A 23,827-nucleotide genomic window follows, 5' to 3' on the forward strand; every position below is an offset into this window, starting at 1 on the left:
AATCGAGACGATAAAAATCTCGATCGCACCATTACCACCCTTAATTTCATCATCAACTATTCAGAAGCAGATGATGCGGGAGAAGAACACGATAGACAAACAATCAGACCAAGCCATAATACAATAACCAAAAATAATTCTTAATTATGAATGCTCGATCGGCTTCCTGATCAGGCCACCTAGCTTTCTACCTTTATTCAGTGGGAGCAGCCACCTGAGTGAGTCTGATGGGATTCATGCTCAAGGTCACCCACAAATTCGATGAGAGACATTGGAGCATTGTCTCCTCGACGCGGACTACATTTAATGATGCGGGTGTATCCCCCTGGTCGAGTGCGAAATCGACGGGCCAGATCCACCATCACCTTCTCAATGATATTCACACGCTTGGAAATTCCACCTTTTTCAAGATATGATCCAAACTGAGGTAAATAAGAACGGAGGAGACGGCTCACATGAAGACGCCGCACCTTATGCTCTTCAGACAATTGTTCTCGTGGTGTATAGGCAATTTCTCCAATACGGACAGCCTTTGTAATTAACTTTTCAGCCACGCGGCGCAACTCTTTTGCTTTGGCTTCTGTCGTTTCAATACGCTCGTGGAGAATTAAATTAGCTGCTAGATTCCGCAACATTGCACGACGATGGCTCGATTTCCTACTGAACTTACGTCCTGAATTTTTATGACGCATTCACCTCTCCTTACTTTACTTCTTGATCAATCCTAACACTGATTATGAATTTTGGGACTGTTGCATTTTCCAACGTTCAAGCATTTGCGGCCAGTTCTCGATTTTGGTGCCCAGAGAAAGATTCATACTGGCTAAGATTTCACGGATCTCTTTCAAGCTCTTGCGTCCAAAATTCTTCGTCTTAAGCATATCTTGTTCACTGCGCTGAACCAACTCGCCGATCAGACAAATGCGAGCGTTCTGGAGACAATTGGCGGATCGAACACTGAGTTCTAGTTCATCGACAGAGCGGAACAGATTTTCATTCAGAGGCTCCTCCTCTCCCATTAAAGCGGGATACGGAGTTTCTTCTGTCTCTTCAAAATTGATGAAGATGGTCAACTGCTCCTTCAGGATTTTTGCGGCATAGGCGACAGCGTCTGCAGGGCGAATGCTCCCATTCGTCCAAACTTCCAACATGAGCTTATCGTAGTCCGTGACTTGACCGACGCGCGCATTGGTCACGGTATAATTCACCTTTCGAATTGGAGAAAAGAGAGCATCGACAGGAATCGTCCCAATCGGCATAGAAGGAGATGTGTTCCGCTCTGCAGGTACATATCCACGCCCTACGTTGACTTTTAATTCTACAGACAAAGGCCCTTTTTTGTCCAATGTCGCAATGACATGCTCAGGATTGACAACTTGAAGCCCATCGACCACTTTAATATCCCCAGCACAGACCAAGCCAGGCCCTTCCTTATTGATCGACACTGTATACGTCTTTGCTTGATTCGCTTGAAAGACGACCTCTTTAAGGTTGAGGATAATATCAGTTACGTCTTCAACAACATCGTCAACACTGGTAAATTCATGGAGCGCTCCATCCAAACGGACTGCTGTGATGGCAGCACCTTGTAGTGAAGAGAGCAGGATCCTACGGAGGGAATTACCAATCGTAATCCCATAGCCGCGCTCTAGCGGCTCGCAGGTAAATCGGCCATAGCGATTCGTACTCATTTCAGGATCTAGAGTAATTCCACGAGGTCGAATTAAATCACGCCAATTCTTTTCTACAATCGCCATCTTGATTACCTCTCTTTGGGTAGGAAGTTCACACGACAATCCCAAATCACTTTAGGAACCCGCTCCCTTAGCAATCCCGCTGTCTGCCTGTGTTACCTATTGTTTAGCAAAACACCTGTATTCCGGATCAATACGGAAATATACACAACCCTGTGCTATGCATTTACGATGCCTTAGCGGCTATAATACTCGACAATGTACTGTTCACGAATAGTTGGTTCATTGATCTCATCGCGAACAGGAAGGCCCTTAAAAACCCCTGTATAACTATCTTTATCCAATTCAAGCCATGAAAGAGAAGGACGTTTTTCAACTTGCGCAAGTGCTGCGTTTACCTCAGGCACCTTTCGGCTCTTTTCTTGTAATTCAACCTTATCGCCAGGCGATAGCATATAGCTAGGGATATTGACTAGTTTACCATTCACAAGAAAATGTTTATGAAGAACCAGTTGTCTCGCTTGTGCTCGCGTCGCTGTAAAACCCAGTCGATACACAACATTATCCAACCTTGATTCAACCAAAGCAAACATCTGCTCTCCAGTTCTTCCCTTTTTTCGGGTTGCGGTCAGATAATACTTTTGGAATTGCTTCTCTACAATTCCATAGATGCTTCTCATCTTTTGCTTCTCACGCAAACGGATCGCATATTCCGACAACTTAACGCGAGCTTGTCCATGCTGCCCTGGAGGGTAGGGACGACGCGTCACGGAGCATTTTTCTGTAAAACACCGTTCCCCTTTTAGAAACAGCTTAATTCCTTCTCTGCGGCAAAGACGGCAAACGGGACCTGTATAACGAGCCATATCAAACTTTATCCTTTTTTCTTTTTTAGATCATTACATCAAACTCGACGCCGTTTAGGAGGACGGCAACCATTATGAGGGACAGGAGTTACATCACGGATTAAAGTGATTCGAAACCCAACACTTTGAAGTGCACGGAGAGCACTCTCTCTCCCTGCTCCAGGACCTTTTACAAAAACAGCAACAGAGCGCATTCCGTGATCCATCGCCTTACGAGCAGCATCCTCAGCAGCCAATTGCGCTGCAAAAGGAGTGCTCTTTCGAGATCCTTTAAACCCTCTCGTTCCTGCGCTCGACCATGAAATGGTATCACCATAAACGTCTGTAATTGTAACTTCCGTGTTATTAAAAGTCGAATAGATATGTGCAATACCCTCTGCAACATTCTTTTTGGCTTTTCGTTTGCCAGCCTTCCCTTTTGTTGTTGCTCCTCCACTCTTTACAGTCGACATTCTTTTCTCCTATGACGATTCGTGCATGCCATGTATTTCAACTCTTTCAACTTGATCGATTCAACCGCCAGACGGCTTGCGAGCCCGTGAAAGGATCCCTTTACGAGGCCCTTTGCGCGTTCTAGCATTGGTATGAGTCCTCTGCCCATGGACTGGCAAATTCTTTCGATGGCGTAACCCACTATAACACCCTAAATCCATTTTTCTCTTGATGTTCATCTGCACTTCACGCCGCAGATCTCCTTCTACCTTGTATTCAGCATCCAGAAGATCTCGGATCTTTTTAATATCCGACTCCGTCAGTTGCTCAACGAGGAGGTCCGCAGGGATACCGGTTTTCTCACAAATCTGGTAAGCAAGTGACCTACCAATTCCATAGATTTTGGGGAGAGCATAAGCCAACTGTTTATGAGACGGCAGATCGATGCCTGAAATACGAGCCATAATTCTAGTTCCTCTCAATCATGTGCGTTGAGTATAACACCTATGCACCTTGCCTTTGCTTATGACGTGGGTCTTCACAGATAATACGCACCACCCCTTTTCTTCGTATGATTTTACATTTGCTACATATTTTTTTCACAGAGGGTCGAACCTTCATTACAGGTTTCTCCTTTTTCTTACAACATCATGTTTACTTGATTAGATTTTTTTATTTATGACGATAAGTGATACGGCCATGCGTCAGATCATAAGGGCTTACTTCAACAGTTACACGATCTCCCAATAAAATACGGATATAGTGCTGCCGCATACGACCGCTGATCGTTGCAAAAGCCATAAGACCATTATCACACTTTACACGAAAGGTCGCATTAGGGAGTGCTTCTTCAACCACTCCATCGAATTCCAATTTGTCTTCTCTGGGTTCCTTTCGTTCACGGCGCTCAATACTCAACTTTTTTCCTCCAAAAGCCTTTTACTTTTCGTTAATGGCAGACAAGATTCGCTCTGTGATGATTTCAACAGCACCCACACCATCGATTTGTACAAGCAGTCCTTTATTTCTGTAATATACAAGGAGCTCCTCTGTTTGCCGTTCATAAGCTTCAAGCCGTTGTAGCACAACGTCTTTATGATCATCTACGCGATGTTCCAAAACAGCATCTGCAGGGGGAATTTTATACTTGAGATGATAAATCTGCCCAGTACGCTTATCCATACGACGCAGAACGACTCTCTCAAGTAATAAGTCACGAGGTACGTTGAATTCAATCACCTTGTTGAGAGTCACCTGAAGAGATGAAAGCAGCTGATCCAAAGCCTCTGCCTGATGAAGAGTCCTAGGAAACCCATCCAAAAGTAACCCTTGCTGACAATCTGATTCACTCAAGCGGCGTTGAATCAATTCGATAACGGTCTCATCCGAAACAAGATGACCAGCCGCCATGTGTTCTACTACACTCGCGCTGAGTCTCCCCTCCGCCTGAGCAACTCGCAACATATCACCTGTCGAGATAGAAGGGATACCTTGCTTTCTCGAGATGATCGACGCTTGGGTCCCCTTACCAGAGCCAGGGGGGCCTAAAAATACAAGTCGCATTTCCTCTTATGTTCTCCGTCCATGGACTTTAGTAACATGGCCGCCTCCATCGGAAAGCCCATCGTAATTGCGAGAAATAAGATAAGCCTCTATCTGGTTGACCGTATCAAGAGCCACTCCCACAACAATCATAATGGACGTCCCACCCCATCGGAAAGGGACTCGAAACAGCCCACCGACAATACTAGGAACAACACACACAGCCGCTACATAAAGAGCACCCCCCAAGGTAATCTTTGTCAGCACCGCGTCGATGTAATTCGCTGTCTGTTTCCCTTGTCGGATATTCGGAATAAAAGCCTGTTGTTTCTTCAAATTATCCGCCACTTCCACTGCCTGAAACGTAACAGCTGTATAAAAATAGCAGAAGAAGACAATCAAAAAAACATACAAAACGTTGAACAGCCAATCCCCTCTTTGAAGCACGGCCTGCAAATCAGCCATACCCGGTATCTTATAATTAGCCAGTGTAGCTGGAAACATAAGAAGAGAAGAAGCAAAAATAGGAGGGATCGTGCCCGCTGTATTGACACGAAGAGGGAGATGAGCTTGATGGCCCCCATAGATACGGCGTCCTACTGTGCGGCGGGCATAGAAAATAGGAATGCGCCTTTGTCCTCCTTCAAAAAACACAACCGTAGCAACCGTCATCAGGATGATAAGAACAACTGCAGCGACATTGAGAGGTTGGATATTTCCCTGATTGGTCTTGAAATAATTGATCACCCCTGCAGGGATATCCGTCACAATACCAGCGAAAATAATTAGGGAGATTCCATTCCCTATCCCTCGCTCAGTAATTTGCTCCCCTACCCACATCATAAAAGCGGTCCCCGTAGTCAAGGTGAGCATGCTCATCAATCGAAAAGACCACCCTCCATGGAGAACAACCTCTCCCATAGCGCTCCCTCCCAGATCTTGGTTGCTGACCCCTTCGAATCCAGTAGCAATGAAAAATCCCTGGAGGAGCGCAAGGACAATAGTGGCATACCGTGTATATTGATTGATTTTTCGATAGCCTTGTTCTCCTTCTTTACGAAGGTCATCCAAGGGCTTGAACACCATTGTAAAAAGCTGAAAAACAATACTAGCTGTCACATAGGGCATAATTCCAAGAGCAAAGATGGAAAGATTTCCCAATCCACCTCCGCTAAACATATTAAAAAGCCCTAAAAGCCCTCCTCCTTGCTTCGAGATGACGGCTTTCATCACTTCTCGGTCAACACCAGGGATAGTTACAAAAATACCCACCCTATAGACCGCAAGCATCCCAAGGGTAAAGAGAAACCTCTGCCGAAGCTCCGGAATACGACCAATATTTGCAAACCCTGCGAGGGTGATCATAAGAAAACTAGCCGCCCTGGACTGGGGTCGTCCCCTTATCCCTCAGGACGATTTCACCCCCCGCCTCGCGAATCTTTTGAGCAGCACTGGCAGAAAATGCATGAGCAACAACTGTCAACTTCTTGGACAAGTTACCACTGCCAAGAATTTTAATACAATCACAGTTCGATTTAACGAACCGCTTCTTTTTTAAAAGAACTTCATCAACCGTCATGCCTGCTGGAAATTGTTCCAACACACCGAGATTGACAATAGCAACCTTCTCTTTGGATCGCACAAGTGGGCTAAAGCCCCTCTTAGGCAACCTGCGTTGGAGAGGAGTCTGTCCTCCCTCAAAGTGAACTTTAAATCCTCCTGAACGGGCGAATTGACCTTTCTGACCGCGCCCAGCAGTCTTTCCAAGACCTGAACCAATCCCTCGACCCACTCTTTTTTTGACCTCAGACGAACCTACCGGTTTGACAAGGCAACTGAGAACATCAGCCATCGACTTCCTCCACCGTTACGAGATGCAGCACCTTTTTAATAGCACCCCGAAAGGAAGGGGTATTGTCTACTATGACATGACTCCTTAGGCCTTTAAGACCAAGACCTTTGACAATAAGACGAGCATGATGGGGCTGCCCTATCACGCTTCGCTTTTGTTCAACATATAATTTTGGCTTCATAAGGAGGAACCTACCAACAAAGTTTTCTGTTTCTTATAAGTGCCTTCATCTTCGAAAATGATTTCAGAGACTTGTTTTTGCCTCTTATCAGCGATCTCTTGAACGGTCTGCAGATTTTTAAGAGCACCGATCACAGCGCGAACCACATTGTGAGGGTTCTTCGACTTACCAAAACATTTCGTCAAAATGTCATAGATACCCACACTCTCCATGATTGCACGAATCGGACCACTGGCAATAACTCCCGTTCCAGGAGAAGCTGGTTTGAGATATACTCTTGCGGATCCAAAATGCCCTTTGATCTCATGAGGGATGGTCACACCATTCAACGATATCTTGCACATGTTCTTTCGAGCCCGATCGCCGCCTTTCCGGATCGCCTCAGGCACTTCATTAGCCTTACCTAGACCCACTCCAACATGGCCTGCCTCATCTCCAACGACAAGAAGCGCAGAAAAAGAAAACCGGCGGCCACCTTTGACTACCTTAGCAACCCGATTGATGTGGATCACACGCTCTTTGAGCCTCTCTTCTTCGATCTGTTCAAGCGACATCTATCTTTTCTCACTTCCTATGAGTCTAACATGCATTGTGATATTTGTTTCACTAAAAACAGAGCCCTGCTTCTCGAGTAGCATCAGCCACCGTCTTAATGCGACCATGGTAAAGGTATCCATTGCGGTCAAAAACTACATGCTGAATCCCTTTTTCAAGAAGACATTTCGCCATAGCACCACCTACTTTATGGGCAGCTTCCATCTTTTTGACTCCATCTACCTCTTTTCTAATACCTGAGGAGAGAGTTGAAGCGCACCCAACCGTCTTTCCCGTCATATCATCAATAGCTTGAAGATAAATGTGCTTAGCACTTCGAAATACAGTCAAACGCGGCCTTTCTGAAGTTCCAAAAACCTTCTTACGAATTCGCAGCTTACGTTTTTCTCTTCCACTCAACTTTTGCACCATTCTTTTGCACTCCTTCCAATCATACCATAGATACTTTACTCTAAAAGCGAATCCCAATACTCATCACTTCTGAGTAAAGCTTATTTGCCCCCTTTACCTGCCTTCTCTCTCACTTTTTCACCTTGAAAGCGAACTCCTTTTCCTCCATAAGGGCTAGGCTCTCGGAAAGAGCGAACTTGAGCTGCAGCTTGACCCACTTTTTCCTTATCACATCCGCTTAAGATAATCATCGTGCCCTTTGAATCAGCAGGTATCTCTGCTTTAACATCCGCAGGAAGAGAGAAATCAATAGGATGACAATATCCCAAGGAAAGATTTAAGCGGGTGCCTTTTAGCTCTGCACGATAGCCGGTCCCTATAATTTGAAGAACCTTTGTATATCCGGTTGTAACCCCCATAACCATCGTATTGATCAGAGCTCTCGCAAGTCCCTGACAGCGAGCCCCATCACGCCCTTCCGCAGCCGGCTTGACCGAAACAGATCCCTGTCCAACCTCGACGACTACGTGATCAGGGACAGGGCGCTTTAGCTCCCCTTTAGGTCCCTTGACTTCAATTAATCCCCCTTTAACAGCAACAGAAACTCCTTTAGGAAGAAAAACAGGTTTCTTCCCAACTCGAGACTGACGCACATTTTGAGAGCAAGACTGAAGTTCCATGGAATCACCATATCTCACAGAGAAGCTCGCCACCTATATGTAGTCTTCTCGCTTCTTTATCTGACATCACACCACGACTTGTACTCAGCACTGAAATTCCCATTCCTGAACAAACCTTAGGGATCGATTTGCAAGGAAGGTAGACACGCCTTCCCAAAGTAGAAACGCGCCTCGAGCCATCAATCGCACTTCTATTTTTGGCATCATAACGAAGAACAACCACCAACACCTTCCTGGGCTTTGACTTTTTCTGTTCTTGCTCAGACGCATATACATCTTCAATGAAGCCTTCTCCCTTTAACACCTTACATATATTTTCTTTAAGATGGGAATAAGGCAATTTCACCAGTATATGGCGAGCACTGGCGCCATTACGGATTCTTGTCAACATATCAGCAATTGGATCGGTCATCATGGTATCACCAACTTGCCTTTATAATTCCAGGGATTTCCCCTCGGAGAGCAAAAAGACGCAAGCAAATTCTGCACAGTTCAAACTTGCGATAATATCCCCTAGCTCGACCACATACTTTACACCGATTTCGATAGCGCACTGCAAATTTAGGGAGAGTACGAATTTTTGCAAACTGACAGGCACGCGCCATTCCTAACCTCTATTTTCGTTTACCTAATTAAACCTACATTGCATTCACTACTACATTTATCAAACCGTGCCTAGGCAGCTCGAAAAGGCATACCCAAATGCTGAAGGAGAGCTCTGCCCTCTTCATCATTTTTTGCCGTTGTGACAAAAGTAATATTCATACCTTTAATACTTTCAATCCGATCATAATTGATTTCGGGAAAGATAATCTGTTCTTTGATACCTAATGTATAATTCCCTTTTCCATCAAATGCTTTTCTAGAAACACCTCTAAAATCACGGGTTCTCGGAAGAGCAAGAGCAATCAGGCGATCCAAAAATTCCCACATGCGGCTCTGGCGTAGGGTAACCATTACACCAATAGGAACGCCCACCCGAAGCTTGAAATTCGCAATCGCTTTCTTTGCCCGAGCTACCACGGGCCGCTGCCCTGTAATCAATAACATCTCTTCAATAGCAGCTTCAATCACCTTCGGATTGGAAACTGCATTTCCAAGCCCCATATTGATTACAATCTTTTGCAACCGAGGAACTCTCATAACATTCTTATAGCCGAACTCTTTGGTCAAATGAGCAATGATCTCTTCCTTATATTTCAACTTCAGACGAGGAATCATTTCCTCATGTGCACCTGCTGATTTTGAAGAAGCCCGCTGCGCATGCAATTCAATTTTCTGCTTAGATCTTTCTAAGCCTGCAGCCGTGCTAACACTCTTCTTTTGTGGAGCAGAGTGCTCTCTTTTTTTTTCCGTCTTTATCGTAGCCATGGTTACCTCAAATCACCCTGTGCAGGTGTAGCCACCAATGGCTCGCCACTGCGCACCGCAATACGAATCTTTTTCCCATCTTCGTTGGTACTAAAGCGCACGCGGGTTCCTTGTCCTGTCTTAGGATCGATAGGCATCACCTTGCTCACATGAATGGGAGCTTCTTTTCGGAAGATCCCACCTTGAGGATACTGAACAGAAGGACGGATATGGCGTTTAACGAGATTGATACCGCCCACAATCACCTTATCCTCATTAGGGATTACTTTTACGATGAACCCTCTTCTACCTTTATCCTTCCCACTCCTGAGAATTACATGATCCCCCTTTCTAAGACGCGCTGCCATTATAGTACCTCAGGGGCAAGAGAAAGAATTTTCATAAATTTTTTTGAACGGAGCTCACGAGCTACGGAACCAAAAATACGTGTTCCTATAGGCTCACCTTCCTTATTGATCAGTACAGCACTGTTTCGATTGAAGCGAATACAGCTACCATCAGGGCGAGTCACTTGATCCTTCGTACGAACCACTACAGCACGAGCGATATCCCCTTTTTTAATCTTGGTACCAGGTAAAGCCTCTTTAACCGCTACAATAATGGTATCGCCAATTCCAGCATATCGCCTGCGCGATCCACCCAATACTTTAATACACTGGACCTGCTTAGCTCCTGAGTTATCTGCAACTTCAAGCTTGGTTCGCATCTGGATCATTGCTCATTCCTTAACAAATTTTTTGACCAGTCGAGTCACCATAAACCTCTTCGTTTTTGAAAGAGGACGATGCTCTTGGATTTCCACTTCATCCCCTATTTGATATGCATTATGTTCATCATGCGCATGATAACGTTTTCGGGTCTTAATGTATTTTCCATATAAACCATGACTACGATAGCTAACGCATTCAACAACGACAGATTTGTCCATCTTGTTTTTGGTGACCCTACCCACCATCTTTCGACGGAACCCATGAGTCTTTCGTTGTGCTTGGATCTGTTCTTGCTGTTCCATCATCACCATTTAGCTTCACCCTTCAGTTGTTCATTCAGTGGAAGCGAGGACTTCTCTCTTTCCTTCAAAATGGTTTTTACTCGCGCCAAATCTTTTCTCGATTTTCGCAGCTGGCTTGTATCTTCTAATTGTCCCATGCTGTTTTTAAAACGAGCCTGCACCAAACTGCAGATAATCTTCTTCTCAAGCCCAATCAACTCTTCCTGAGAATGCCCCCTCAACTCGTGAGATTTCATCCAATCACTCCACGACGAATAAATTTACATGCAACTGACAGCTTGTGCCCAGCCAGACGAAATGCTTCCCTCGCAAGTTTCTCATCCACTCCAGAAAGCTCATACAGAACTTTTCCAGGAAGGACATCAGCTGCCCAGAACTCCACTCCGCCTTTACCACCTCCCATGCGGACTTCAAGCGGTTTTTTAGTGACAGGACGGTGTGGAAACACACGAATCCACAATTTACCAACCCTCTTTACATGACGAGTGATCGCCATACGAGCAGCCTCAATTTGACGTGCAGTAATTCGACCTGGCTCGATAGCCTGCACTCCAAAATCGCCAAAAGCAACATTTGATCCTCGGTAAGAGATACCTCGGTTATTCCCTTTCTGCATTTTTCGGAATTTAGTCCGCTTTGGAGATAACATTGCCTTAATTCCACCTATCTAGCTTGCGCTCGCGATTTCATTTCTTCGGGTGCGCCTCTGGAGCACTTCCCCTTTAAAAATCCAGACTTTTACCCCGATGATTCCATATTTGGTTCTAGCTTCTGCCGTCCCAAATTCGATATCTGCTCGAAACGTATGAAGAGGGACCCTACCTTCTCGATAAGATTCCACACGACTCATCTCGCTCCCTCCGAGACGACCAGAACATCGAACACGAATCCCTTTTGCACCACATTTGATGGCAGTGCTCACGCTTTTCTTCATCGCGCGACGAAAAGCAACTCGACGCTCAAGCTGGACAGCGAGATTCTCTGCAACCAACTGCGCAGAGGTTTCCGGCCTACGGATCTCCTGCACGTCAATAAAAACTTCGTTTTTGGTAAAGGATTGGATCCCTTCAAAAGGCCTCCCTCCCTTTGGAGTCGACTTAAGATTGCCAACTTTAAGGGTTCCAATTCCCTTGCCCCCTTTTTCAATAACCATACCGGGACGGCCTGTATAAACAATAACCTTACACTTATTCGCAGCACGCTCCACTTCTACGGAAGCGATACTTGCATTCATCAAATAACTCTTAACTGCTCGACGAATACGAATATCCTCATGGAGCCAACGCGCATACATTTTATTCTCAAACCACTTTGAATTCCAGGCCTTAATAAAACCGAGGCGGAACCCGTAAGGGTGAACTTTCTGACCCATCTCTTCTCCCTAAACCTCTTGAGGACCTCAACGTACGCCGAGAGTGACAGTGATATGACTCATTCCTTTTTGAATTCGAGTAGCCCTCCCCATAGCACGGGGACGCCACCGACGCATATGCCGATTAGGAGCTTTATCCACGAAAGCAGTTTGAATAAACAATTTATCTACGTTCAATTCAGCTCTACTTGAACAAGCGTTTGCAACAGCGCTTTCTATCAGTTTCTTAACGACAGGAGCAGCCACCTTCTTCGTAAACCGAAGTAGCTGAAGCGCCTCACTAGCTTGCTTTCCTCGGATTAGATTGACAACTACCCGAGCTTTACGCGGACTTAACCGGGTAAAACGGGCTATTGCTTTGCTGACCATAATGGAAAAAATCCTTTCGACGTCTTGATTTTTCTACAAGAAATCAACTGTACACAAGCGCCTAAAAAACAAAAATCACTATTACTTTCGCTTTTAACTTCTGGTTTGACATTGCATCGGATATCAAATGATAGAAACTATCGGCAGCATTAAGAGGCATAAAATAGCAAATTTAATCTAAAATGCAAACGATTTTTTATCAAATCACCATTTGTTTACTTTTTATGCCCCCCACTTGCCAAAGCACCACTCCCCTTTACCTTTGCTTTTCGATCCCCAGAATGCCCATGAAAAGTACGGGTAGGAGCAAACTCGCCCAACTTATGACCCACCATATTTTCCGAAACAAATACTGGAACAAATTTTCTTCCATTGTGGACTGCAAAAGTCAAACTGACTGCCTCTGGAGTAATTGTACTGCGGCGTGACCACGTTTTAATCACTTTTCTGCTTTGCGCAGCCTGAGCTGCTGCTATTTTTTCTTGAAGATGCCCATCCACAAAAGGCCCTTTTTTAACAGAGCGTGGCATTTTTTTCTCCTGCTTTATTGAACTTATTCCTGTTCTTAATCGCTTTTTATGGTTAGTCCTTACCTCGGCGCTTGATAATCATAGCATCCGTGCGCTTGTTTTTTCTGGTCTTCAATCCCTTAGCCAATTGTCCCCAAGGAGAACAAGGGTGCCTTCCTCCTGAAGTACGACCTTCTCCTCCTCCCATCGGATGATCGACAGGATTCATAGTCACTCCTCGATTATGAGGACGCCGACCTAACCAACGGGATCGACCTGCCTTCCCTATTGAAATATTAGCATGATCCGCGTTAGCAACCTCTCCAACAGTAGCGCGGCACTCAAGATGCACCTTACGAACTTCACCGGAAGGGAGACGAACTTGAGCATACTCCTTCTCTTTGGCCATCAGTACTGCAGAAGTACCTGCAGCACGAACCAATTGAGCACCTTTCCCTTTGCGCAATTCAATATTATGAATCACTGTACCAAGTGGAATAGAGCGCAGCGGCAAGGAGTTTCCCGGTTTAATATCAGCATTTCGGCTCGATATAACCCGGTCTCCTACCTTCACTTTGTCAGGAGCAATCACATAGCGCTTATCTCCATCTTGATAATGCAGCAGCATAATACGCGCCGTACGATTAGGGTCGTATTCAACTGTAACCACCTTGGCTTCAACCCCTATTTTTCTGCGATCCCACTCCAAAACACGGTATCTCTTTTTATGAGCGCCTCCACGAAAACGACTGGTAATTCGACCGGTTGAATTGCGTCCCCCCGTACTCTTCTTAGCTTCGAGAAGACTGCGTAAAGGCTTCACGCCTTTAGTCAATTCCTTAAAGTCAGATCCTGAGTAAAATCGACGAGCAGGAGATGTTGGCCTATAAAACTTAAGACTCATCACTAATCCTAATTTAACATTGCCTTAACATTTGATGATTCGAATCGATACAAATATTATGAAGAAGATCCATCGAATTCATTCCGGAAAAAATCGAGAGAAACACCTGGTCCTAAAGTAACTATGGCTTTTTTCCAATTCTTCATCTTACCATAGCCACGCCCCATCCTACGTTCTTTCCCCCGCATGATAAGCGTATTAACCTGTTCTACTTTTACACTAAAAAGACGCTCAATAGCACGTTTGATTTGCATCTTATTTGCCAGGCGATGCACTTCAAAAACCACCTGGTGCAGCGAACGAAGCTGCATAGCTTTTTCTGTTAATCCAATAGGGCGACAAACAATTTGATCGATTCTCATGCGGTCCGCTCCTTTTTATCCCGAAGACATCGAGCTTCTAACGCCTTAATGGCTGCTCTAGAAAGAATCAGGGTATCATGTCGCAGAAGATCAAACACATTAACTCCTTCTGGAGGAAGAAATTGATGTTCCTTACAGTTTCGAACCGCAAGCTTGAGATGCTGATTCAAAGCATGATCTACTATAAGCGTTCTCTTCCCAGCTTGGAATCGGGAAATGATTTCCAAAAAGGCTTTGGTTTTAATCTCTGGAAGTTGGAAGCAATCCACAACCCTACACTTCCCTTCCTTAACAAACTGAGAAAGTGCACATTTAAGGGCCTGAACTCTCACCTTCCGAGGCGGACGGTAGCTCCAATCACGTGGAACAGGGGGATGGGCACGTCCTCCCCCCACAAAGATAGGGGCACGGATTGAGCCATGACGAGCCCGCCCTGTACCCTTTTGTTTATAAATCTTTTTCGTGCTTCCACTGACAGCGGCACGCTCTTTAGCAGCTGCCGTCCCCTGTCTTCGGCTCGCCAACTGCGCCTTTACAACCTCATAAAACAGGTGAGGCTTCACCTCAGCTGAAAATACTTCATCTGACAGATCAAGCATTTCGACCTGCTTATAAGTTAAATCATATACAGGAACAGTAGCCATAAAATACCTCTACGACTTAATTTCAACATCGATGCCAGGACTTAAGTCTAGTTTCATAAGCGCATCGAGCGTTTGTTGAGTTGGGTCTAAAATATCAAGCAATCTTCTATGTACTCGGCTTTCAAATTGCTCACGAGCTTTTTTATCAGTATGAGGTCCTCGAAGCACGGTATAGCGGCAAATTTTTGTGGGTAGGGGAATAGGACCAGCCACAGAAGCCCCTGTCCGCTTTGCCGTCTCAGCAATATCAGCCACTGATTTATCGAGCAGCTGATGCTCGAAGGCTTGAAGACCTATCCTTATTTTCGTCGTAGTTGACATAAAAAACCCCTTGGTGATTATTGCAAGATTTTGGTGATGATCCCCGCTCCAACTGTCCGTCCACCTTCCCGTACCGCAAACCGCATTTTCTCTTCCAATCCTACAGGCGTTATCAACTCGATCGTCATCGTCACATTGTCCCCAGGCATCACCATCTTCNTTCGTCTCATCCCTTACTGTACCCCCCTTCGCTATATCCTGATAGCTCATCGCCTTCGCCATCCCCACCTTCGACTGCCGCTTCACCAACGCCGCCGTCAACGTCGTCTTCCCATGGTCTATATGTCCTATCGTCCCCACATTCACATGTGGCTTCTTCCTCACATATCGCTCTTTAGACATTCTTTTTATCTCCAGCAGTCAGGTTAGAAATGATTAATCACTCATAAATCAAATTAGGTTATTTGACAATAAGGCTTACTACCTCTAGGTCCCTTTGATACGGGCAACAATCTCTGTTTGCACTGTAGAGGGAACAGGAAGGTAGTGAGCAAATTGAAGGGAAGAGGTTGCTCTTCCCTGAGTCATCGATCGCAGGTCAGTAACGTATCCAAACATCGTCGCAAGTGGAATTTCCGCTTTAATCACTTGGGCATTTCCGCGCTGGGTCATCCCAAGAATACGACCACGTCTTGAGCTCAGATCCCCGATCACATCCCCCATGTACTGTTCGGGGACAACCACTTCATTCTTCATGATGGGCTCGAGCAGAGTAAGACCAGCTCGTTTCGCTCCATCCTGAAAACAAATAGAGGCAGCAATTTCAAACGCCTGGGCACTTGAATCGACCTCATGGTAGGTCCCATCATAGAGGCGGCACTGAACGTCCACGAGAGGAAAACCAACCAGCACCCCCCGTGCCATCGCATCCCGAACCCCTTTTTCAATAGAAGGAATATATTCCTTCGGGATTACTCCCCCCACAATATCATTAACGAACAGAAATCCAGCACCACGCTCAGCAGGCTCAATTTCCATCAGTACATGCCCATACTGACCACGTCCCCCCGATTGTTTGGCATACTTATATTCGCAAGCCACCTTCTTGGTGATCGTCTCTCGGTAGGCCACTTCAGGCTTCCCCACATTTGATTCGACTTTAAATTCCCTCTTAAGTCGGTCGACGATAATGTCGAGATGGAGTTCACCCATTCCGCTAATAATAGTCTGACCGCTCTCTTCATCCGTATGCGTCCTAAAAGAAGGATCTTCTTGTGCAAGCTTCTGCAAAGCAATCGCTAACTTTTCAATATCACCTTTGGTTTTCGGTTCAATAGCAATCGAAATAACAGGCTCAGGGAAAACTATTTTTTCAAGAATAATCGGATGCTTCTCATCGCACAGGGTATCACCCGTTCGAGCATCTTTCAGCCCAACGACCGCATAAATATTCCCTGCATCCGCCTCTACGATATCCTCTCGCTTATTTGCATGAATGCGAAGGATACGACCGATTCGCTCCCGCTTACCGCGGGTTGAGTTGAGCACCATCGTCCCGCTTGCGATCTTGCCGGAATAGACACGGAAAAAAGTTAAGTTACCATGAGGATCATTGACAATTTTGAAAGCGAGTGCAGAAAACGGTTCCTGATCATCCGCTTTTCTGAAAATGGGAGGATCGTTGGGCCGATCTGGATGCTCCCCTTGCACAGGAGGGATATCAAGAGGAGAAGGGAGAAAATTCACAACTGCATCCAAAAGCATTTGGATGCCTTTGTTTTTAAACGCAGAACCACACAAAACAGGAACCATCTTGAAAGACAAAGTCCCTGCTCTCAGAGCGCGATACAGATCTGCTGGCGTGATAACCTCCAGATTGCCATCAAGATATTCCTGCATGATCTGCTCATCGACATCCGCACACGATTCGATCAGCCTATCTCTCCAGTGCTGACAGGTTGCCCGAAGATCCTCTGGAATTGCGATCCACTCGTACTTCTGACCGCGAGACTCCCCATCAAAGACTGCAGCCTTCATCTGTACCAGGTCGATAATACCTTTATGTTGGTCTTCTTCACCCAAAGGCCATTGAATAGGAACCGGATTAGCTCCAAGCCTCTGCTTAATCGAATCAACGCACATCTGAAAATCAGCCCCCACCTTATCCATCTTATTGACGAAGGCAATACGGGGAACCTTATATTTATCCGCTTGACGCCACACTGTCTCTGATTGAGGCTCAACTCCGTTCCCCCCATCAAACACAGCAACAGCACCGTCCAAAACACGCAAGGAACGCTCCACTTCGATCGTAAAATCGACGTGGCCAGGCGTGTCGATCACATTAACGCGATGACGGACTCCCGCATGGGGACCTTGAGCAGGTTGCCAGAAAAGGTTGGTCGCAGCCGATTGGATAGTGATACCGCGCTCCTGCTCTTGGACCATGTAGTCCATGGTAGCAGCGCCCTCGTGCACTTCGCCTATCTTATAGTTAACACCCGCGTAGTACAAAATACGCTCAGTAGCTGTAGTCTTTCCTGCATCAATATGAGCCATGATGCCGATATTGCGCGTTCTATCGAGCGAATATTCACGAGCCACTACTTACTCTCCTTGAACCCACTTATTACTTCACTTCATCAACTTATTGATAAAGCAGGGAATCCCCTAAGAACCATACAAAAGCCAATCCAACTGACCTACTCACAATAAAAAAGCAAGACCTATTCCACACTAGCCAAACCACCCTATTACTGCACTTTACAAAAAACCGTCGTTTTTCCATCACCAAACCTTAGGATTTCACTTTTGACTTCTTCAAAACGACGCAATCACTGCACAAAAAGAATAACCATCAGCAGCGATAGTGAGCATACGGCTTATTAGCTTCTGCCATCTTATGGGTATCTTCTTTCTTCTTCACTGCATTCCCGCGACCGTTCACGGCATCCCTTAACTCACCAGCCAGTCGCTCATACATCGTCTTCTCTCCTCGCTCACGCGAATACTGTACAATCCAACGCATAGCAAGAGCCACGCGCCTCTCAGGACGCACCTCAACTGGAACTTGATAGGTTGCTCCACCAACCCGTTTACCCTTCACTTCCAATTTAGGCTTGGTGTTATCAAGAGCTTTACGAAAAGTCTCCATGGGATCTTCCTCAAATCGCTCCTTGATATAAGTGAAGGCCTTGTACAAAATACATTCAGCGGTTGACTTTTTACCGCTTTTCATCAATATATTGATAAGCTTAGATACAAGCTTATCGTTGTATTTTGGATCCGAGACAATAAGACGCTTTGAAACTTCACGACGACGCGACATTTAAATCAACTCCCAAATCAACAAGGGTTATCCCTTTGGCTTCTTGACGCCATATTTTGATCGTTTGTGTGCGCGATTCGACTTATTAGTAGAGGAGGGACCGATCGCTCCTGAAGCATCGAGCGCGCCGCGAACCACGTGATAACGAACTCCAGGCAAGTCTTTCACACGACCACCGCGGATGAGGACTACGGAGTGTTCCTGTAGGTTATGCCCTTCCCCAGGAATATAGGAGGTCACTTCCATACCATTGGTAAGCCTAACGCGGCATACCTTGCGCAAAGCTGAATTCGGTTTTTTTGGAGTTGTTGTATAAACACGAACGCATACTCCTCGCTTCTGAGGACATAGCTTCAAAGCAGGAGAGGATGTCTTTGTTCGTACAATGGATCTTCCATGGAGGATTAATTGATTAATTGTTGGCATTCAGCTATTTTCCCAAGCATTTCATTCAGAAGCCTCATAGATAACCTCACTTCTCTCACAGCGAATGATCAAAGGGAGAAGCAACGCACTTTAGAGAGGATCTCAAGCTTGTCAAGGCATTTTATCTTTTTCTTTTATTTAATTTTAATTACGCCACCCACCTCCTTTCTTCTTCTATGTTAGTACCTTCATTCATTCATGACTTTGATTCACCCATTGGAGAGAATCAACGGAAACCGTACGCAATCTCCTTGCCTCATTGCGCAACGACCTATCGATCGCACTACTCAATTGTTAGAATCCTTTCCGAGCGGCGGCCATCATTCGAGTCGCTTACAGTTTTTTAGCACGAGAGATCATCTTAGATTGGTCATAAATCTTATTACGCAAAGGCCTCCATAAGAATGCAAAAATACGAAACCATCATTCTCCTACTACGTGAAGAAGATAACTTCTAGACACACTTCCAAGGGCACCCCGTTTGGGTAGTCGAAAAGGATGCTGCCAACTAATCGCTCTCCACGATCGAACAGTATCCAAAGAATGTCGTTTTTCTGTTTGGGAATGAACGAACAAGACTTCCCGCTTCCTGCCTCAAGAAGGCTGACCACACGATTGGAATCCCAATATACAGCGTCAATCACTCGTTTCCTGTAACCGCAACAGTAGGAATCATTCTTTATGATTGGGCACGCCGCCATGATGAAAGCCATCAGGCTATTCTGATACCGCTCTATATGGCTGAGAGGAGCCCCCTATCATCAGGCAGGAGAGGCTACCCCAGAAGTGAGAGCGGATACAGCTTTTCTCTCCTCCTCCCCTTCGAGATGAGAAACCACCTTGAGGCTCTTGTAAGCGGGGATACCTGTTCCACCAGGAATGAGCTTACCCATAATCACATTTTCCTTTAGGCCTCGCAAAAAGTCGATCTTCCCTCCAACCGCCGCCTCAGTCAGGACTTTGGTCGTTTCCTGGAACGAAGAGGCGGAGATAAACGACTCTGTGGAGAGAGAAGCCTTCGTGATCCCTAAGAGAAGAGATTCCGCCGTCGCGGGCTGCATTCCCTTCTTAAGGACACGCTGGTTTTCCTCCGCAAAAACATACTTTTCAACTTGCTCATCCACTAAGAAGCTTGTGTCACCCACATCTTTAATGCGGACGCGTCGAAGCATCTGACGGACAATTACTTCGATGTGCTTATCGTTATTGGGAGCCCCTTGCAAACGATACACTTGCTGGATCTCGTTAACCAAATACGCCGCCAGCGCCTTCTCATCTTTAATTCTCAAGATATCATGAGGATTGACAGGACCATCCATGAGACGCTCTCCTGCCCGAACGCGATCGCCCGGTTGGACCTGAATATGCTTTCCTTTGGCAATCAAGTACTCCCGCGCATAACCCGTTAGCAACTCTCCATCTGGACCGACCGGGGTAATGACAACCTTACGCTTTCCTTTGGTATCTTTGCCAAACGAGACCTCACCATCGATTTCAGCAATAATTGCATAGTCCTTCGGCTTTCGAGCTTCGAAGAGCTCTGCAACTCTCGGCAACCCTCCTGTGATATCCTGGGTTTTGGTAGTCTCTCTTGGGATCTTGGCCAAAACCTCGCCTGCATCCACAAGATCCCCATCCTGCACGACGATATTCGCTCCCACCGGTAATAGATAGCGAGCTTCAAGCGTTGAGTGAGGAAGCTTCAGGACTTCACCTGTATTCGGATCCTTAATGGAAATGCGAGGGCGTAGATCAGCCGCACGAGACTCGATCACAACTTTACGAGAAAGCCCGGTGACTTCATCAAGCTTTTCAATCATCGTGACCCCTTCCACGATATCTCCAAACTCAACTACTCCGGAAGTCTCCGTGAGAATGGGAACAGCGAATGCGTCCCACTCTGCGAGGAGATCACCGGCTTTCACCTTATCCCCTTCGTTCACCTTAAGGATAGCTCCGTACACAAGGCGATGATGCTCACGCTCGCGCCCTGTTTCGTCGACCACAACAATTTCTCCGTGACGATTCATCACACTGACAGAACCATCTCGCTTCTTTGCCAGGTTGGCATTCCGAATGTTGATAAGCCCTTCACTTCGGGCTTCGAGAGAACTCTGTTGGATCTTCCCACGCGCAGCCGCTCCTCCGATGTGGAATGTACGCATGGTCAACTGGGTTCCAGGCTCACCTATCGATTGAGCCGCGATGATACCAACCGCTTCACCGATATTGACTTTATGCCCGCGTGCTAAATCGCGACCATAGCATTCAGCGCAAATGCCACGCTTAGTCTGACAGGTAAGCGGAGAACGGATCACCACTTCCTCAATACCAGCTTCCTCAATGACATGAATCAACTTCTCATCGAGTTCTGTATTCCGCGGGACGAGAACCTCTTCAGTCAGCGGATCGATGATATCCTCTAGCACCACGCGACCGAGAATGCGTTCTCCCAACGGTTGGATAACTTCTCCTGCATCCTCCAATTTAGAGACGGAAATTCCATCCAGCGTTCCACAATCAAATTCAGCAATAATCGCATCTTGTGCGACGTCGACAAGACGTCGTGTGAGATATCCTGAGTTGGCTGTCTTAAGCGCTGTATCTGCAAGCCCCTTACGCGCTCCGTGCGTTGAAATAAAGTATTCAAGCACGGTAAGTCCCTCTCTAAAATTCGCCGTGATCGGAGTTTCGATGATCTCTCCCGAGGGCTTCGCCATCAAACCGCGCATAGCAGCCAACTGACGGATCTGGGGCACAGAACCACGCGCTCCTGAATCCGCCATGATATAAATCGGATTAAAACTCGGTTCAATGGCAGTCTCTCCTGTCTCGGTATCGATCATCTTTTCTTTACCGATAACCTGCATCATCTCCTGGGTCACTTCATCCGCCACTTCTGCCCAGATATCAACGATCTTATTGTATCGCTCTCCATCTGTAATCAGACCTTCCTGATACTGCTCAATCACGCGCTCCACCTCTTGCTGCGCATTCTTGAGGAGGATAGGCTTGGTCGATGGGATAACCATATGATCCATGCAGATGGAAACACCCGCCTTAGTAGCATATCCGAATCCAAGAGAGCGTAGTCGATCTGCGAGAAGCACTGTCTCTTTATTGCGGTGCTTGCGGTAACAGGCATCGATGAGCGCAGAAAGAGCCTTTTTATCAAGAGTTTTATTAATGAGACTGAATGGGAGACCTGGAGGGAGCACTTCTGAAACGAGACAGCGCCCCACGGTAGTGGCCACAATCGTCTTCTTTCCGGTATCTGAATCGGTGACTCGAACCCGAATCCCAGCGTGCAGAGCTACCTCTCCATTATCATAAGCCATATGCACTTCTTCCGGAGACGCGTAAACTCCGCGCAAAAAACCTTCCGGATTCCCTTCTCCATCGAGCTTCAGGCTATCCTTCCGGTAACAACCCTTTTCAAATTTTCTCTCTCTCGTTGCATAGTAAAGGCCCAAGACGATATCTTGCGTCGGATTGATGATAGGTTTCCCATTCGCAGGGGAGAGGATATTGTTGGTGCTCATCATCAAGACGCGCGCTTCCACCTGCGCTTCAACAGAAAGAGGCACGTGTACAGCCATCTGGTCTCCGTCGAAGTCCGCGTTGAAGGCAGCACACACCAAAGGATGGAGTTGGATGGCTTTTCCTTCAATGAGAACAGGTTCAAAAGCCTGAATTCCCAAGCGGTGGAGCGTTGGGGCTCGATTCAAGAGCACAGGATGCTCACTGATCACTTCTTCGAGAATATCCCACACCTCCGGCCGTTCCTTCTCAACCATCTTTTTAGCGGATTTGAGCGTATTCACATAGCCACGCTCTTCTAATTTATTGTAAATAAATGGTTTAAAGAGCTCGAGTGCCATCTGCTTGGGCAACCCGCACTGATGCAGCTTGAGCGTAGGCCCAACCACAATGACGGAACGACCCGAATAATCCACACGTTTACCGAGCAGATTCTGGCGAAAGCGCCCTTGCTTCCCTTTGAGCATATCCGACAATGATTTTAGCGGTCGCTTATTGGGACCCGTAATCGCCTTACCGCGCCGCCCATTATCGAAGAGCGCATCGACAGCTTGCTGCACCATATGCCGCTCATTCAACACGATAATTTCAGGAGCGTTCAACTCCAGCAGACGCTTTAATCGATTGTTGCGATTAATGACCCTCCGATAAAGATCGTTGAGATCACTAGTTGCAAAACGACCTCCATCCAAGGGGACCAAAGGACGGAGATCTGGAGGGAGCACAGGCAACACCGTAAGCATCATCCACTCAGGGCGATTGCCACTCTCTCGGAACGCTTCGACCACTTTCAGCCGTTTGACGGTCTTCTTACGTTTCGCTTCACTGGTAGCTGTCCGCATTTCTTGACGCAACTGCTCGCTCAACGCGTGGATATCAACCCTCTTGAGCATCTCGAGAATCGCTTCCCCACCAACCCCAGCGACAAAACTATCATCTCCTTCTTCATCAATCAGCTGGGCATAGCGATCGGCAGAAAGGAGTTCCCCCTTTTCTAATTTCGTATCCTTAGGATCAATCACAATATAGGATTCACAGTAAAGAACCTTCTCGAGATCCTTGAGTGTGATATCCAAAATACACCCGATGCGACTGGGCAAACTTTTGAGAAACCATATATGAGCCACTGGAGTCGCCAAATTAATGTGACCTAACCGCTCACGCCGCACTTTGCTCTGGATCACTTCAACGCCACACTTTTCACACACAATCCCTCTGTGCTTCATGCGCTTGTACTTGCCGCAATTACACTCGTAGTCTTTAACAGGGCCGAAAATTTTAGGGCAGAAGAGGCCAGTCGGTTCAGGCTTCAACGTACGATAATTAATGGTCTCGGGTTTTTTGACCTCCCCGTGGGACCACTCCCGCATCTTTTCAGAGGACGCGAGGGAAATACGAATTGCACTGAAAGAAAGCGGATCCTTGGGCTTCTCATAGAAGCTAAAGATGTCACGCATCGTAATATTACCTCATTCTGTGAGCAGTGGAGGATGCTTAAACCTCCACTTATCTATCTTGTGTTTAACTAAAAAACGAA

General features: G+C 46.3%; 34 protein-coding genes and 2 pseudogenes. 1 reads left to right on the top strand and 35 read right to left on the bottom strand.

All coding sequences use genetic code 11. From position 1 onward, the window contains the following. Positions 1–197: 197 nt before the first annotated feature. From rplQ to rpsL, 34 genes and pseudogenes are all read right to left on the bottom strand, one after another. Positions 198–692, bottom strand: a complete 495-nt coding sequence (gene rplQ / locus BCY86_RS06900; RefSeq protein ID WP_075277074.1) for a 50S ribosomal protein L17 — start codon at positions 690–692, stop codon at positions 198–200. Positions 693–734: 42 nt separating this feature from the next. Next, positions 735–1,757: a DNA-directed RNA polymerase subunit alpha gene (locus BCY86_RS06905; protein WP_075277075.1), complete on the bottom strand. Its 1,023-nt coding sequence runs from the start codon at positions 1,755–1,757 to the stop codon at positions 735–737. A gap of 173 nt (positions 1,758–1,930) precedes the next feature. Continuing rightward, positions 1,931–2,560 (bottom strand): 30S ribosomal protein S4, encoded by a 630-nt coding sequence (rpsD, locus tag BCY86_RS06910; protein ID WP_075277076.1) that lies wholly within the window; start codon positions 2,558–2,560, stop codon positions 1,931–1,933. 38 nt (positions 2,561–2,598) lie between these two features. Further along, on the bottom strand, positions 2,599–3,012 hold the full coding sequence (rpsK, locus tag BCY86_RS06915; RefSeq protein WP_075277077.1) for a 30S ribosomal protein S11: 414 nt from the start codon (positions 3,010–3,012) through the stop codon (positions 2,599–2,601). Positions 3,013–3,072: 60 nt separating this feature from the next. Next, the gene (gene rpsM / locus BCY86_RS06920) at positions 3,073–3,456 is read right to left on the bottom strand and encodes a 30S ribosomal protein S13 (RefSeq protein ID WP_075277078.1); all 384 of its coding nucleotides are present in this window, start codon (positions 3,454–3,456) and stop codon (positions 3,073–3,075) included. Between the two features lie 40 nt (positions 3,457–3,496). Further along, a complete protein-coding gene (rpmJ, locus tag BCY86_RS06925) occupies positions 3,497–3,613 on the bottom strand; it encodes a 50S ribosomal protein L36 (protein ID WP_075277079.1) in 117 nt (38 codons plus the stop codon). Positions 3,614–3,664: 51 nt separating this feature from the next. Then, complete coding sequence (gene infA / locus BCY86_RS06930) at positions 3,665–3,904, bottom strand: translation initiation factor IF-1 (protein ID WP_075277641.1); 240 nt, start codon at positions 3,902–3,904, stop codon at positions 3,665–3,667. Positions 3,905–3,931: 27 nt separating this feature from the next. Continuing rightward, positions 3,932–4,555 (bottom strand): adenylate kinase, encoded by a 624-nt coding sequence (locus BCY86_RS06935; RefSeq protein WP_075277080.1) that lies wholly within the window; start codon positions 4,553–4,555, stop codon positions 3,932–3,934. A gap of 6 nt (positions 4,556–4,561) precedes the next feature. Continuing rightward, on the bottom strand, positions 4,562–5,899 hold the full coding sequence (gene secY, locus BCY86_RS06940) for a preprotein translocase subunit SecY (RefSeq protein ID WP_075277081.1): 1,338 nt from the start codon (positions 5,897–5,899) through the stop codon (positions 4,562–4,564). A 7-nt stretch (positions 5,900–5,906) separates the two neighbouring features. Then, positions 5,907–6,386, bottom strand: coding sequence for a 50S ribosomal protein L15 (gene rplO, locus BCY86_RS06945; RefSeq protein ID WP_075277082.1), 480 nt, complete (start codon positions 6,384–6,386; stop codon positions 5,907–5,909). Then, entirely contained in the window at positions 6,379–6,567 is a 189-nt protein-coding gene (gene rpmD / locus BCY86_RS06950; protein ID WP_075277083.1) for a 50S ribosomal protein L30, read from the bottom strand. Before rpmD ends, rplO begins: the two co-directional genes overlap by 8 nt. Continuing rightward, positions 6,564–7,121: a 30S ribosomal protein S5 gene (rpsE, locus tag BCY86_RS06955; RefSeq protein ID WP_075277084.1), complete on the bottom strand. Its 558-nt coding sequence runs from the start codon at positions 7,119–7,121 to the stop codon at positions 6,564–6,566. Before rpsE ends, rpmD begins: the two co-directional genes overlap by 4 nt. A 52-nt stretch (positions 7,122–7,173) precedes the next feature. Then, positions 7,174–7,533 (bottom strand): 50S ribosomal protein L18, encoded by a 360-nt coding sequence (rplR, locus tag BCY86_RS06960; RefSeq protein ID WP_075277085.1) that lies wholly within the window; start codon positions 7,531–7,533, stop codon positions 7,174–7,176. Positions 7,534–7,613: 80 nt separating this feature from the next. Beyond that, positions 7,614–8,192, bottom strand: a complete 579-nt coding sequence (gene rplF / locus BCY86_RS06965; protein WP_075277642.1) for a 50S ribosomal protein L6 — start codon at positions 8,190–8,192, stop codon at positions 7,614–7,616. Positions 8,193–8,196: 4 nt separating this feature from the next. Then, the gene (gene rpsH, locus BCY86_RS06970; RefSeq protein WP_075277086.1) at positions 8,197–8,607 is read right to left on the bottom strand and encodes a 30S ribosomal protein S8; all 411 of its coding nucleotides are present in this window, start codon (positions 8,605–8,607) and stop codon (positions 8,197–8,199) included. A gap of 4 nt (positions 8,608–8,611) precedes the next feature. After that, positions 8,612–8,797 (bottom strand): type Z 30S ribosomal protein S14, encoded by a 186-nt coding sequence (locus BCY86_RS06975; protein WP_075277087.1) that lies wholly within the window; start codon positions 8,795–8,797, stop codon positions 8,612–8,614. 70 nt (positions 8,798–8,867) lie between these two features. Then, on the bottom strand, positions 8,868–9,413 hold the full coding sequence (gene rplE, locus BCY86_RS06980; protein ID WP_075277643.1) for a 50S ribosomal protein L5: 546 nt from the start codon (positions 9,411–9,413) through the stop codon (positions 8,868–8,870). A gap of 152 nt (positions 9,414–9,565) precedes the next feature. After that, positions 9,566–9,910 carry a 50S ribosomal protein L24 gene (gene rplX / locus BCY86_RS06985; protein ID WP_156865146.1) on the bottom strand — a complete coding sequence of 115 codons (345 nt, stop codon included), beginning with the start codon at positions 9,908–9,910 and terminating at the stop codon, positions 9,566–9,568. Next, a complete protein-coding gene (gene rplN, locus BCY86_RS06990) occupies positions 9,910–10,278 on the bottom strand; it encodes a 50S ribosomal protein L14 (protein ID WP_075277089.1) in 369 nt (122 codons plus the stop codon). Before rplN ends, rplX begins: the two co-directional genes overlap by 1 nt. Positions 10,279–10,281: 3 nt before the next feature. Further along, positions 10,282–10,575, bottom strand: coding sequence for a 30S ribosomal protein S17 (gene rpsQ / locus BCY86_RS06995; RefSeq protein ID WP_075277644.1), 294 nt, complete (start codon positions 10,573–10,575; stop codon positions 10,282–10,284). Positions 10,576–10,577: 2 nt separating this feature from the next. Continuing rightward, the gene (rpmC, locus tag BCY86_RS07000; protein WP_075277090.1) at positions 10,578–10,811 is read right to left on the bottom strand and encodes a 50S ribosomal protein L29; all 234 of its coding nucleotides are present in this window, start codon (positions 10,809–10,811) and stop codon (positions 10,578–10,580) included. After that, positions 10,808–11,224, bottom strand: coding sequence for a 50S ribosomal protein L16 (gene rplP / locus BCY86_RS07005; protein WP_075277091.1), 417 nt, complete (start codon positions 11,222–11,224; stop codon positions 10,808–10,810). Before rplP ends, rpmC begins: the two co-directional genes overlap by 4 nt. Before the next feature lie 18 nt (positions 11,225–11,242). Next, entirely contained in the window at positions 11,243–11,947 is a 705-nt protein-coding gene (rpsC, locus tag BCY86_RS07010; protein WP_075277092.1) for a 30S ribosomal protein S3, read from the bottom strand. A 27-nt stretch (positions 11,948–11,974) separates the two neighbouring features. Then, entirely contained in the window at positions 11,975–12,316 is a 342-nt protein-coding gene (gene rplV / locus BCY86_RS07015) for a 50S ribosomal protein L22 (RefSeq protein ID WP_075277093.1), read from the bottom strand. A 215-nt stretch (positions 12,317–12,531) separates the two neighbouring features. Further along, complete coding sequence (rpsS, locus tag BCY86_RS07020) at positions 12,532–12,846, bottom strand: 30S ribosomal protein S19 (RefSeq protein WP_075277094.1); 315 nt, start codon at positions 12,844–12,846, stop codon at positions 12,532–12,534. Positions 12,847–12,898: 52 nt separating this feature from the next. Continuing rightward, positions 12,899–13,729, bottom strand: coding sequence for a 50S ribosomal protein L2 (gene rplB, locus BCY86_RS07025; protein ID WP_075277095.1), 831 nt, complete (start codon positions 13,727–13,729; stop codon positions 12,899–12,901). Positions 13,730–13,785: 56 nt separating this feature from the next. Further along, positions 13,786–14,091: a 50S ribosomal protein L23 gene (gene rplW, locus BCY86_RS07030; protein WP_075277096.1), complete on the bottom strand. Its 306-nt coding sequence runs from the start codon at positions 14,089–14,091 to the stop codon at positions 13,786–13,788. After that, positions 14,088–14,735 carry a 50S ribosomal protein L4 gene (gene rplD, locus BCY86_RS07035; protein WP_075277097.1) on the bottom strand — a complete coding sequence of 216 codons (648 nt, stop codon included), beginning with the start codon at positions 14,733–14,735 and terminating at the stop codon, positions 14,088–14,090. Before rplD ends, rplW begins: the two co-directional genes overlap by 4 nt. A 9-nt stretch (positions 14,736–14,744) precedes the next feature. Further along, positions 14,745–15,056, bottom strand: coding sequence for a 30S ribosomal protein S10 (rpsJ, locus tag BCY86_RS07040; protein WP_075277645.1), 312 nt, complete (start codon positions 15,054–15,056; stop codon positions 14,745–14,747). A gap of 17 nt (positions 15,057–15,073) precedes the next feature. Next, positions 15,074–15,215: EF-Tu C-terminal domain-related protein (locus BCY86_RS10820; RefSeq protein WP_476703813.1), on the bottom strand; the 142-nt coding region annotated here is incomplete at its 5' end. Between the two features lies 1 nt (position 15,216). After that, positions 15,217–15,398: pseudogene (locus BCY86_RS07050) on the bottom strand (GTP-binding protein); the annotation flags it as partial. 84 nt (positions 15,399–15,482) lie between these two features. Continuing rightward, complete coding sequence (gene fusA, locus BCY86_RS07055; protein ID WP_075277098.1) at positions 15,483–17,600, bottom strand: elongation factor G; 2,118 nt, start codon at positions 17,598–17,600, stop codon at positions 15,483–15,485. 253 nt (positions 17,601–17,853) lie between these two features. Beyond that, the gene (gene rpsG, locus BCY86_RS07060) at positions 17,854–18,324 is read right to left on the bottom strand and encodes a 30S ribosomal protein S7 (RefSeq protein WP_075277099.1); all 471 of its coding nucleotides are present in this window, start codon (positions 18,322–18,324) and stop codon (positions 17,854–17,856) included. A gap of 27 nt (positions 18,325–18,351) precedes the next feature. Next, a complete protein-coding gene (gene rpsL, locus BCY86_RS07065; protein WP_075277100.1) occupies positions 18,352–18,750 on the bottom strand; it encodes a 30S ribosomal protein S12 in 399 nt (132 codons plus the stop codon). Between the two features lie 524 nt (positions 18,751–19,274). On the opposite strand from rpsL, the pseudogene BCY86_RS10825 reads away from it, so the two are divergent. Then, a pseudogene (locus BCY86_RS10825) lies at positions 19,275–19,421 on the top strand (TrmH family RNA methyltransferase); the annotation flags it as partial. Positions 19,422–19,511: 90 nt separating this feature from the next. On the opposite strand, the gene rpoC reads toward BCY86_RS10825, so the two are convergent. Then, the gene (gene rpoC, locus BCY86_RS07075) at positions 19,512–23,747 is read right to left on the bottom strand and encodes a DNA-directed RNA polymerase subunit beta' (RefSeq protein ID WP_075277101.1); all 4,236 of its coding nucleotides are present in this window, start codon (positions 23,745–23,747) and stop codon (positions 19,512–19,514) included. Positions 23,748–23,827 lie beyond the last annotated feature (80 nt).

Source organism: Pajaroellobacter abortibovis (assembly GCF_001931505.1).
GTDB classification, from domain to species: Bacteria; Myxococcota_A; Polyangia; order Polyangiales; family Polyangiaceae; genus Pajaroellobacter; species Pajaroellobacter abortibovis.

Bases quoted from the DNA above. Each gene is read 5' to 3' on its own strand.
- rpsD (WP_075277076.1), bottom strand. From the start codon at position 2,560: ATGGCTCGTTATACAGGTCCCGTTTGCCGTCTTTGCCGCAGAGAAGGA.
- rpmD (WP_075277083.1), bottom strand. From the start codon at position 6,567: ATGAAGCCAAAATTATATGTTGAACAAAAGCGAAGCGTGATAGGGCAG.
- rplX (WP_156865146.1), bottom strand. From the start codon at position 9,910: ATGGCAGCGCGTCTTAGAAAGGGGGATCATGTAATTCTCAGGAGTGGG.
- rplR (WP_075277085.1), bottom strand. From the start codon at position 7,533: ATGGTGCAAAAGTTGAGTGGAAGAGAAAAACGTAAGCTGCGAATTCGT.
- rpmC (WP_075277090.1), bottom strand. From the start codon at position 10,811: ATGAAATCTCACGAGTTGAGGGGGCATTCTCAGGAAGAGTTGATTGGG.
- rplW (WP_075277096.1), bottom strand. From the start codon at position 14,091: ATGAGAATCGATCAAATTGTTTGTCGCCCTATTGGATTAACAGAAAAA.
- rpsJ (WP_075277645.1), bottom strand. From the start codon at position 15,056: ATGTCAACTACGACGAAAATAAGGATAGGTCTTCAAGCCTTCGAGCAT.
- rpmJ (WP_075277079.1), bottom strand. From the start codon at position 3,613: ATGAAGGTTCGACCCTCTGTGAAAAAAATATGTAGCAAATGTAAAATC.
- BCY86_RS06975 (WP_075277087.1), bottom strand. From the start codon at position 8,797: ATGGCGCGTGCCTGTCAGTTTGCAAAAATTCGTACTCTCCCTAAATTT.
- secY (WP_075277081.1), bottom strand. From the start codon at position 5,899: ATGATCACCCTCGCAGGGTTTGCAAATATTGGTCGTATTCCGGAGCTT.
- rpsH (WP_075277086.1), bottom strand. From the start codon at position 8,607: ATGATGACCGATCCAATTGCTGATATGTTGACAAGAATCCGTAATGGC.
- rpoC (WP_075277101.1), bottom strand. From the start codon at position 23,747: ATGCGTGACATCTTTAGCTTCTATGAGAAGCCCAAGGATCCGCTTTCT.
- rplV (WP_075277093.1), bottom strand. From the start codon at position 12,316: ATGGTCAGCAAAGCAATAGCCCGTTTTACCCGGTTAAGTCCGCGTAAA.
- rplN (WP_075277089.1), bottom strand. From the start codon at position 10,278: ATGATCCAGATGCGAACCAAGCTTGAAGTTGCAGATAACTCAGGAGCT.
- rpsG (WP_075277099.1), bottom strand. From the start codon at position 18,324: ATGTCGCGTCGTCGTGAAGTTTCAAAGCGTCTTATTGTCTCGGATCCA.
- BCY86_RS06935 (WP_075277080.1), bottom strand. From the start codon at position 4,555: ATGCGACTTGTATTTTTAGGCCCCCCTGGCTCTGGTAAGGGGACCCAA.
- rplE (WP_075277643.1), bottom strand. From the start codon at position 9,413: ATGATTCCTCGTCTGAAGTTGAAATATAAGGAAGAGATCATTGCTCAT.
- rplD (WP_075277097.1), bottom strand. From the start codon at position 14,735: ATGGCTACTGTTCCTGTATATGATTTAACTTATAAGCAGGTCGAAATG.
- rpsC (WP_075277092.1), bottom strand. From the start codon at position 11,947: ATGGGTCAGAAAGTTCACCCTTACGGGTTCCGCCTCGGTTTTATTAAG.
- rpsK (WP_075277077.1), bottom strand. From the start codon at position 3,012: ATGTCGACTGTAAAGAGTGGAGGAGCAACAACAAAAGGGAAGGCTGGC.
- rpsQ (WP_075277644.1), bottom strand. From the start codon at position 10,575: ATGGAACAGCAAGAACAGATCCAAGCACAACGAAAGACTCATGGGTTC.
- rplF (WP_075277642.1), bottom strand. From the start codon at position 8,192: ATGGAACTTCAGTCTTGCTCTCAAAATGTGCGTCAGTCTCGAGTTGGG.
- rplO (WP_075277082.1), bottom strand. From the start codon at position 6,386: ATGGCTGATGTTCTCAGTTGCCTTGTCAAACCGGTAGGTTCGTCTGAG.
- rplP (WP_075277091.1), bottom strand. From the start codon at position 11,224: ATGTTATCTCCAAAGCGGACTAAATTCCGAAAAATGCAGAAAGGGAAT.
- rplB (WP_075277095.1), bottom strand. From the start codon at position 13,729: ATGAGTCTTAAGTTTTATAGGCCAACATCTCCTGCTCGTCGATTTTAC.
- rpsM (WP_075277078.1), bottom strand. From the start codon at position 3,456: ATGGCTCGTATTTCAGGCATCGATCTGCCGTCTCATAAACAGTTGGCT.
- rpsS (WP_075277094.1), bottom strand. From the start codon at position 12,846: ATGCCACGCTCTGTTAAAAAAGGGCCTTTTGTGGATGGGCATCTTCAA.
- rpsE (WP_075277084.1), bottom strand. From the start codon at position 7,121: ATGTCGCTTGAACAGATCGAAGAAGAGAGGCTCAAAGAGCGTGTGATC.
- rpsL (WP_075277100.1), bottom strand. From the start codon at position 18,750: ATGCCAACAATTAATCAATTAATCCTCCATGGAAGATCCATTGTACGA.
- rplQ (WP_075277074.1), bottom strand. From the start codon at position 692: ATGCGTCATAAAAATTCAGGACGTAAGTTCAGTAGGAAATCGAGCCAT.
- BCY86_RS06905 (WP_075277075.1), bottom strand. From the start codon at position 1,757: ATGGCGATTGTAGAAAAGAATTGGCGTGATTTAATTCGACCTCGTGGA.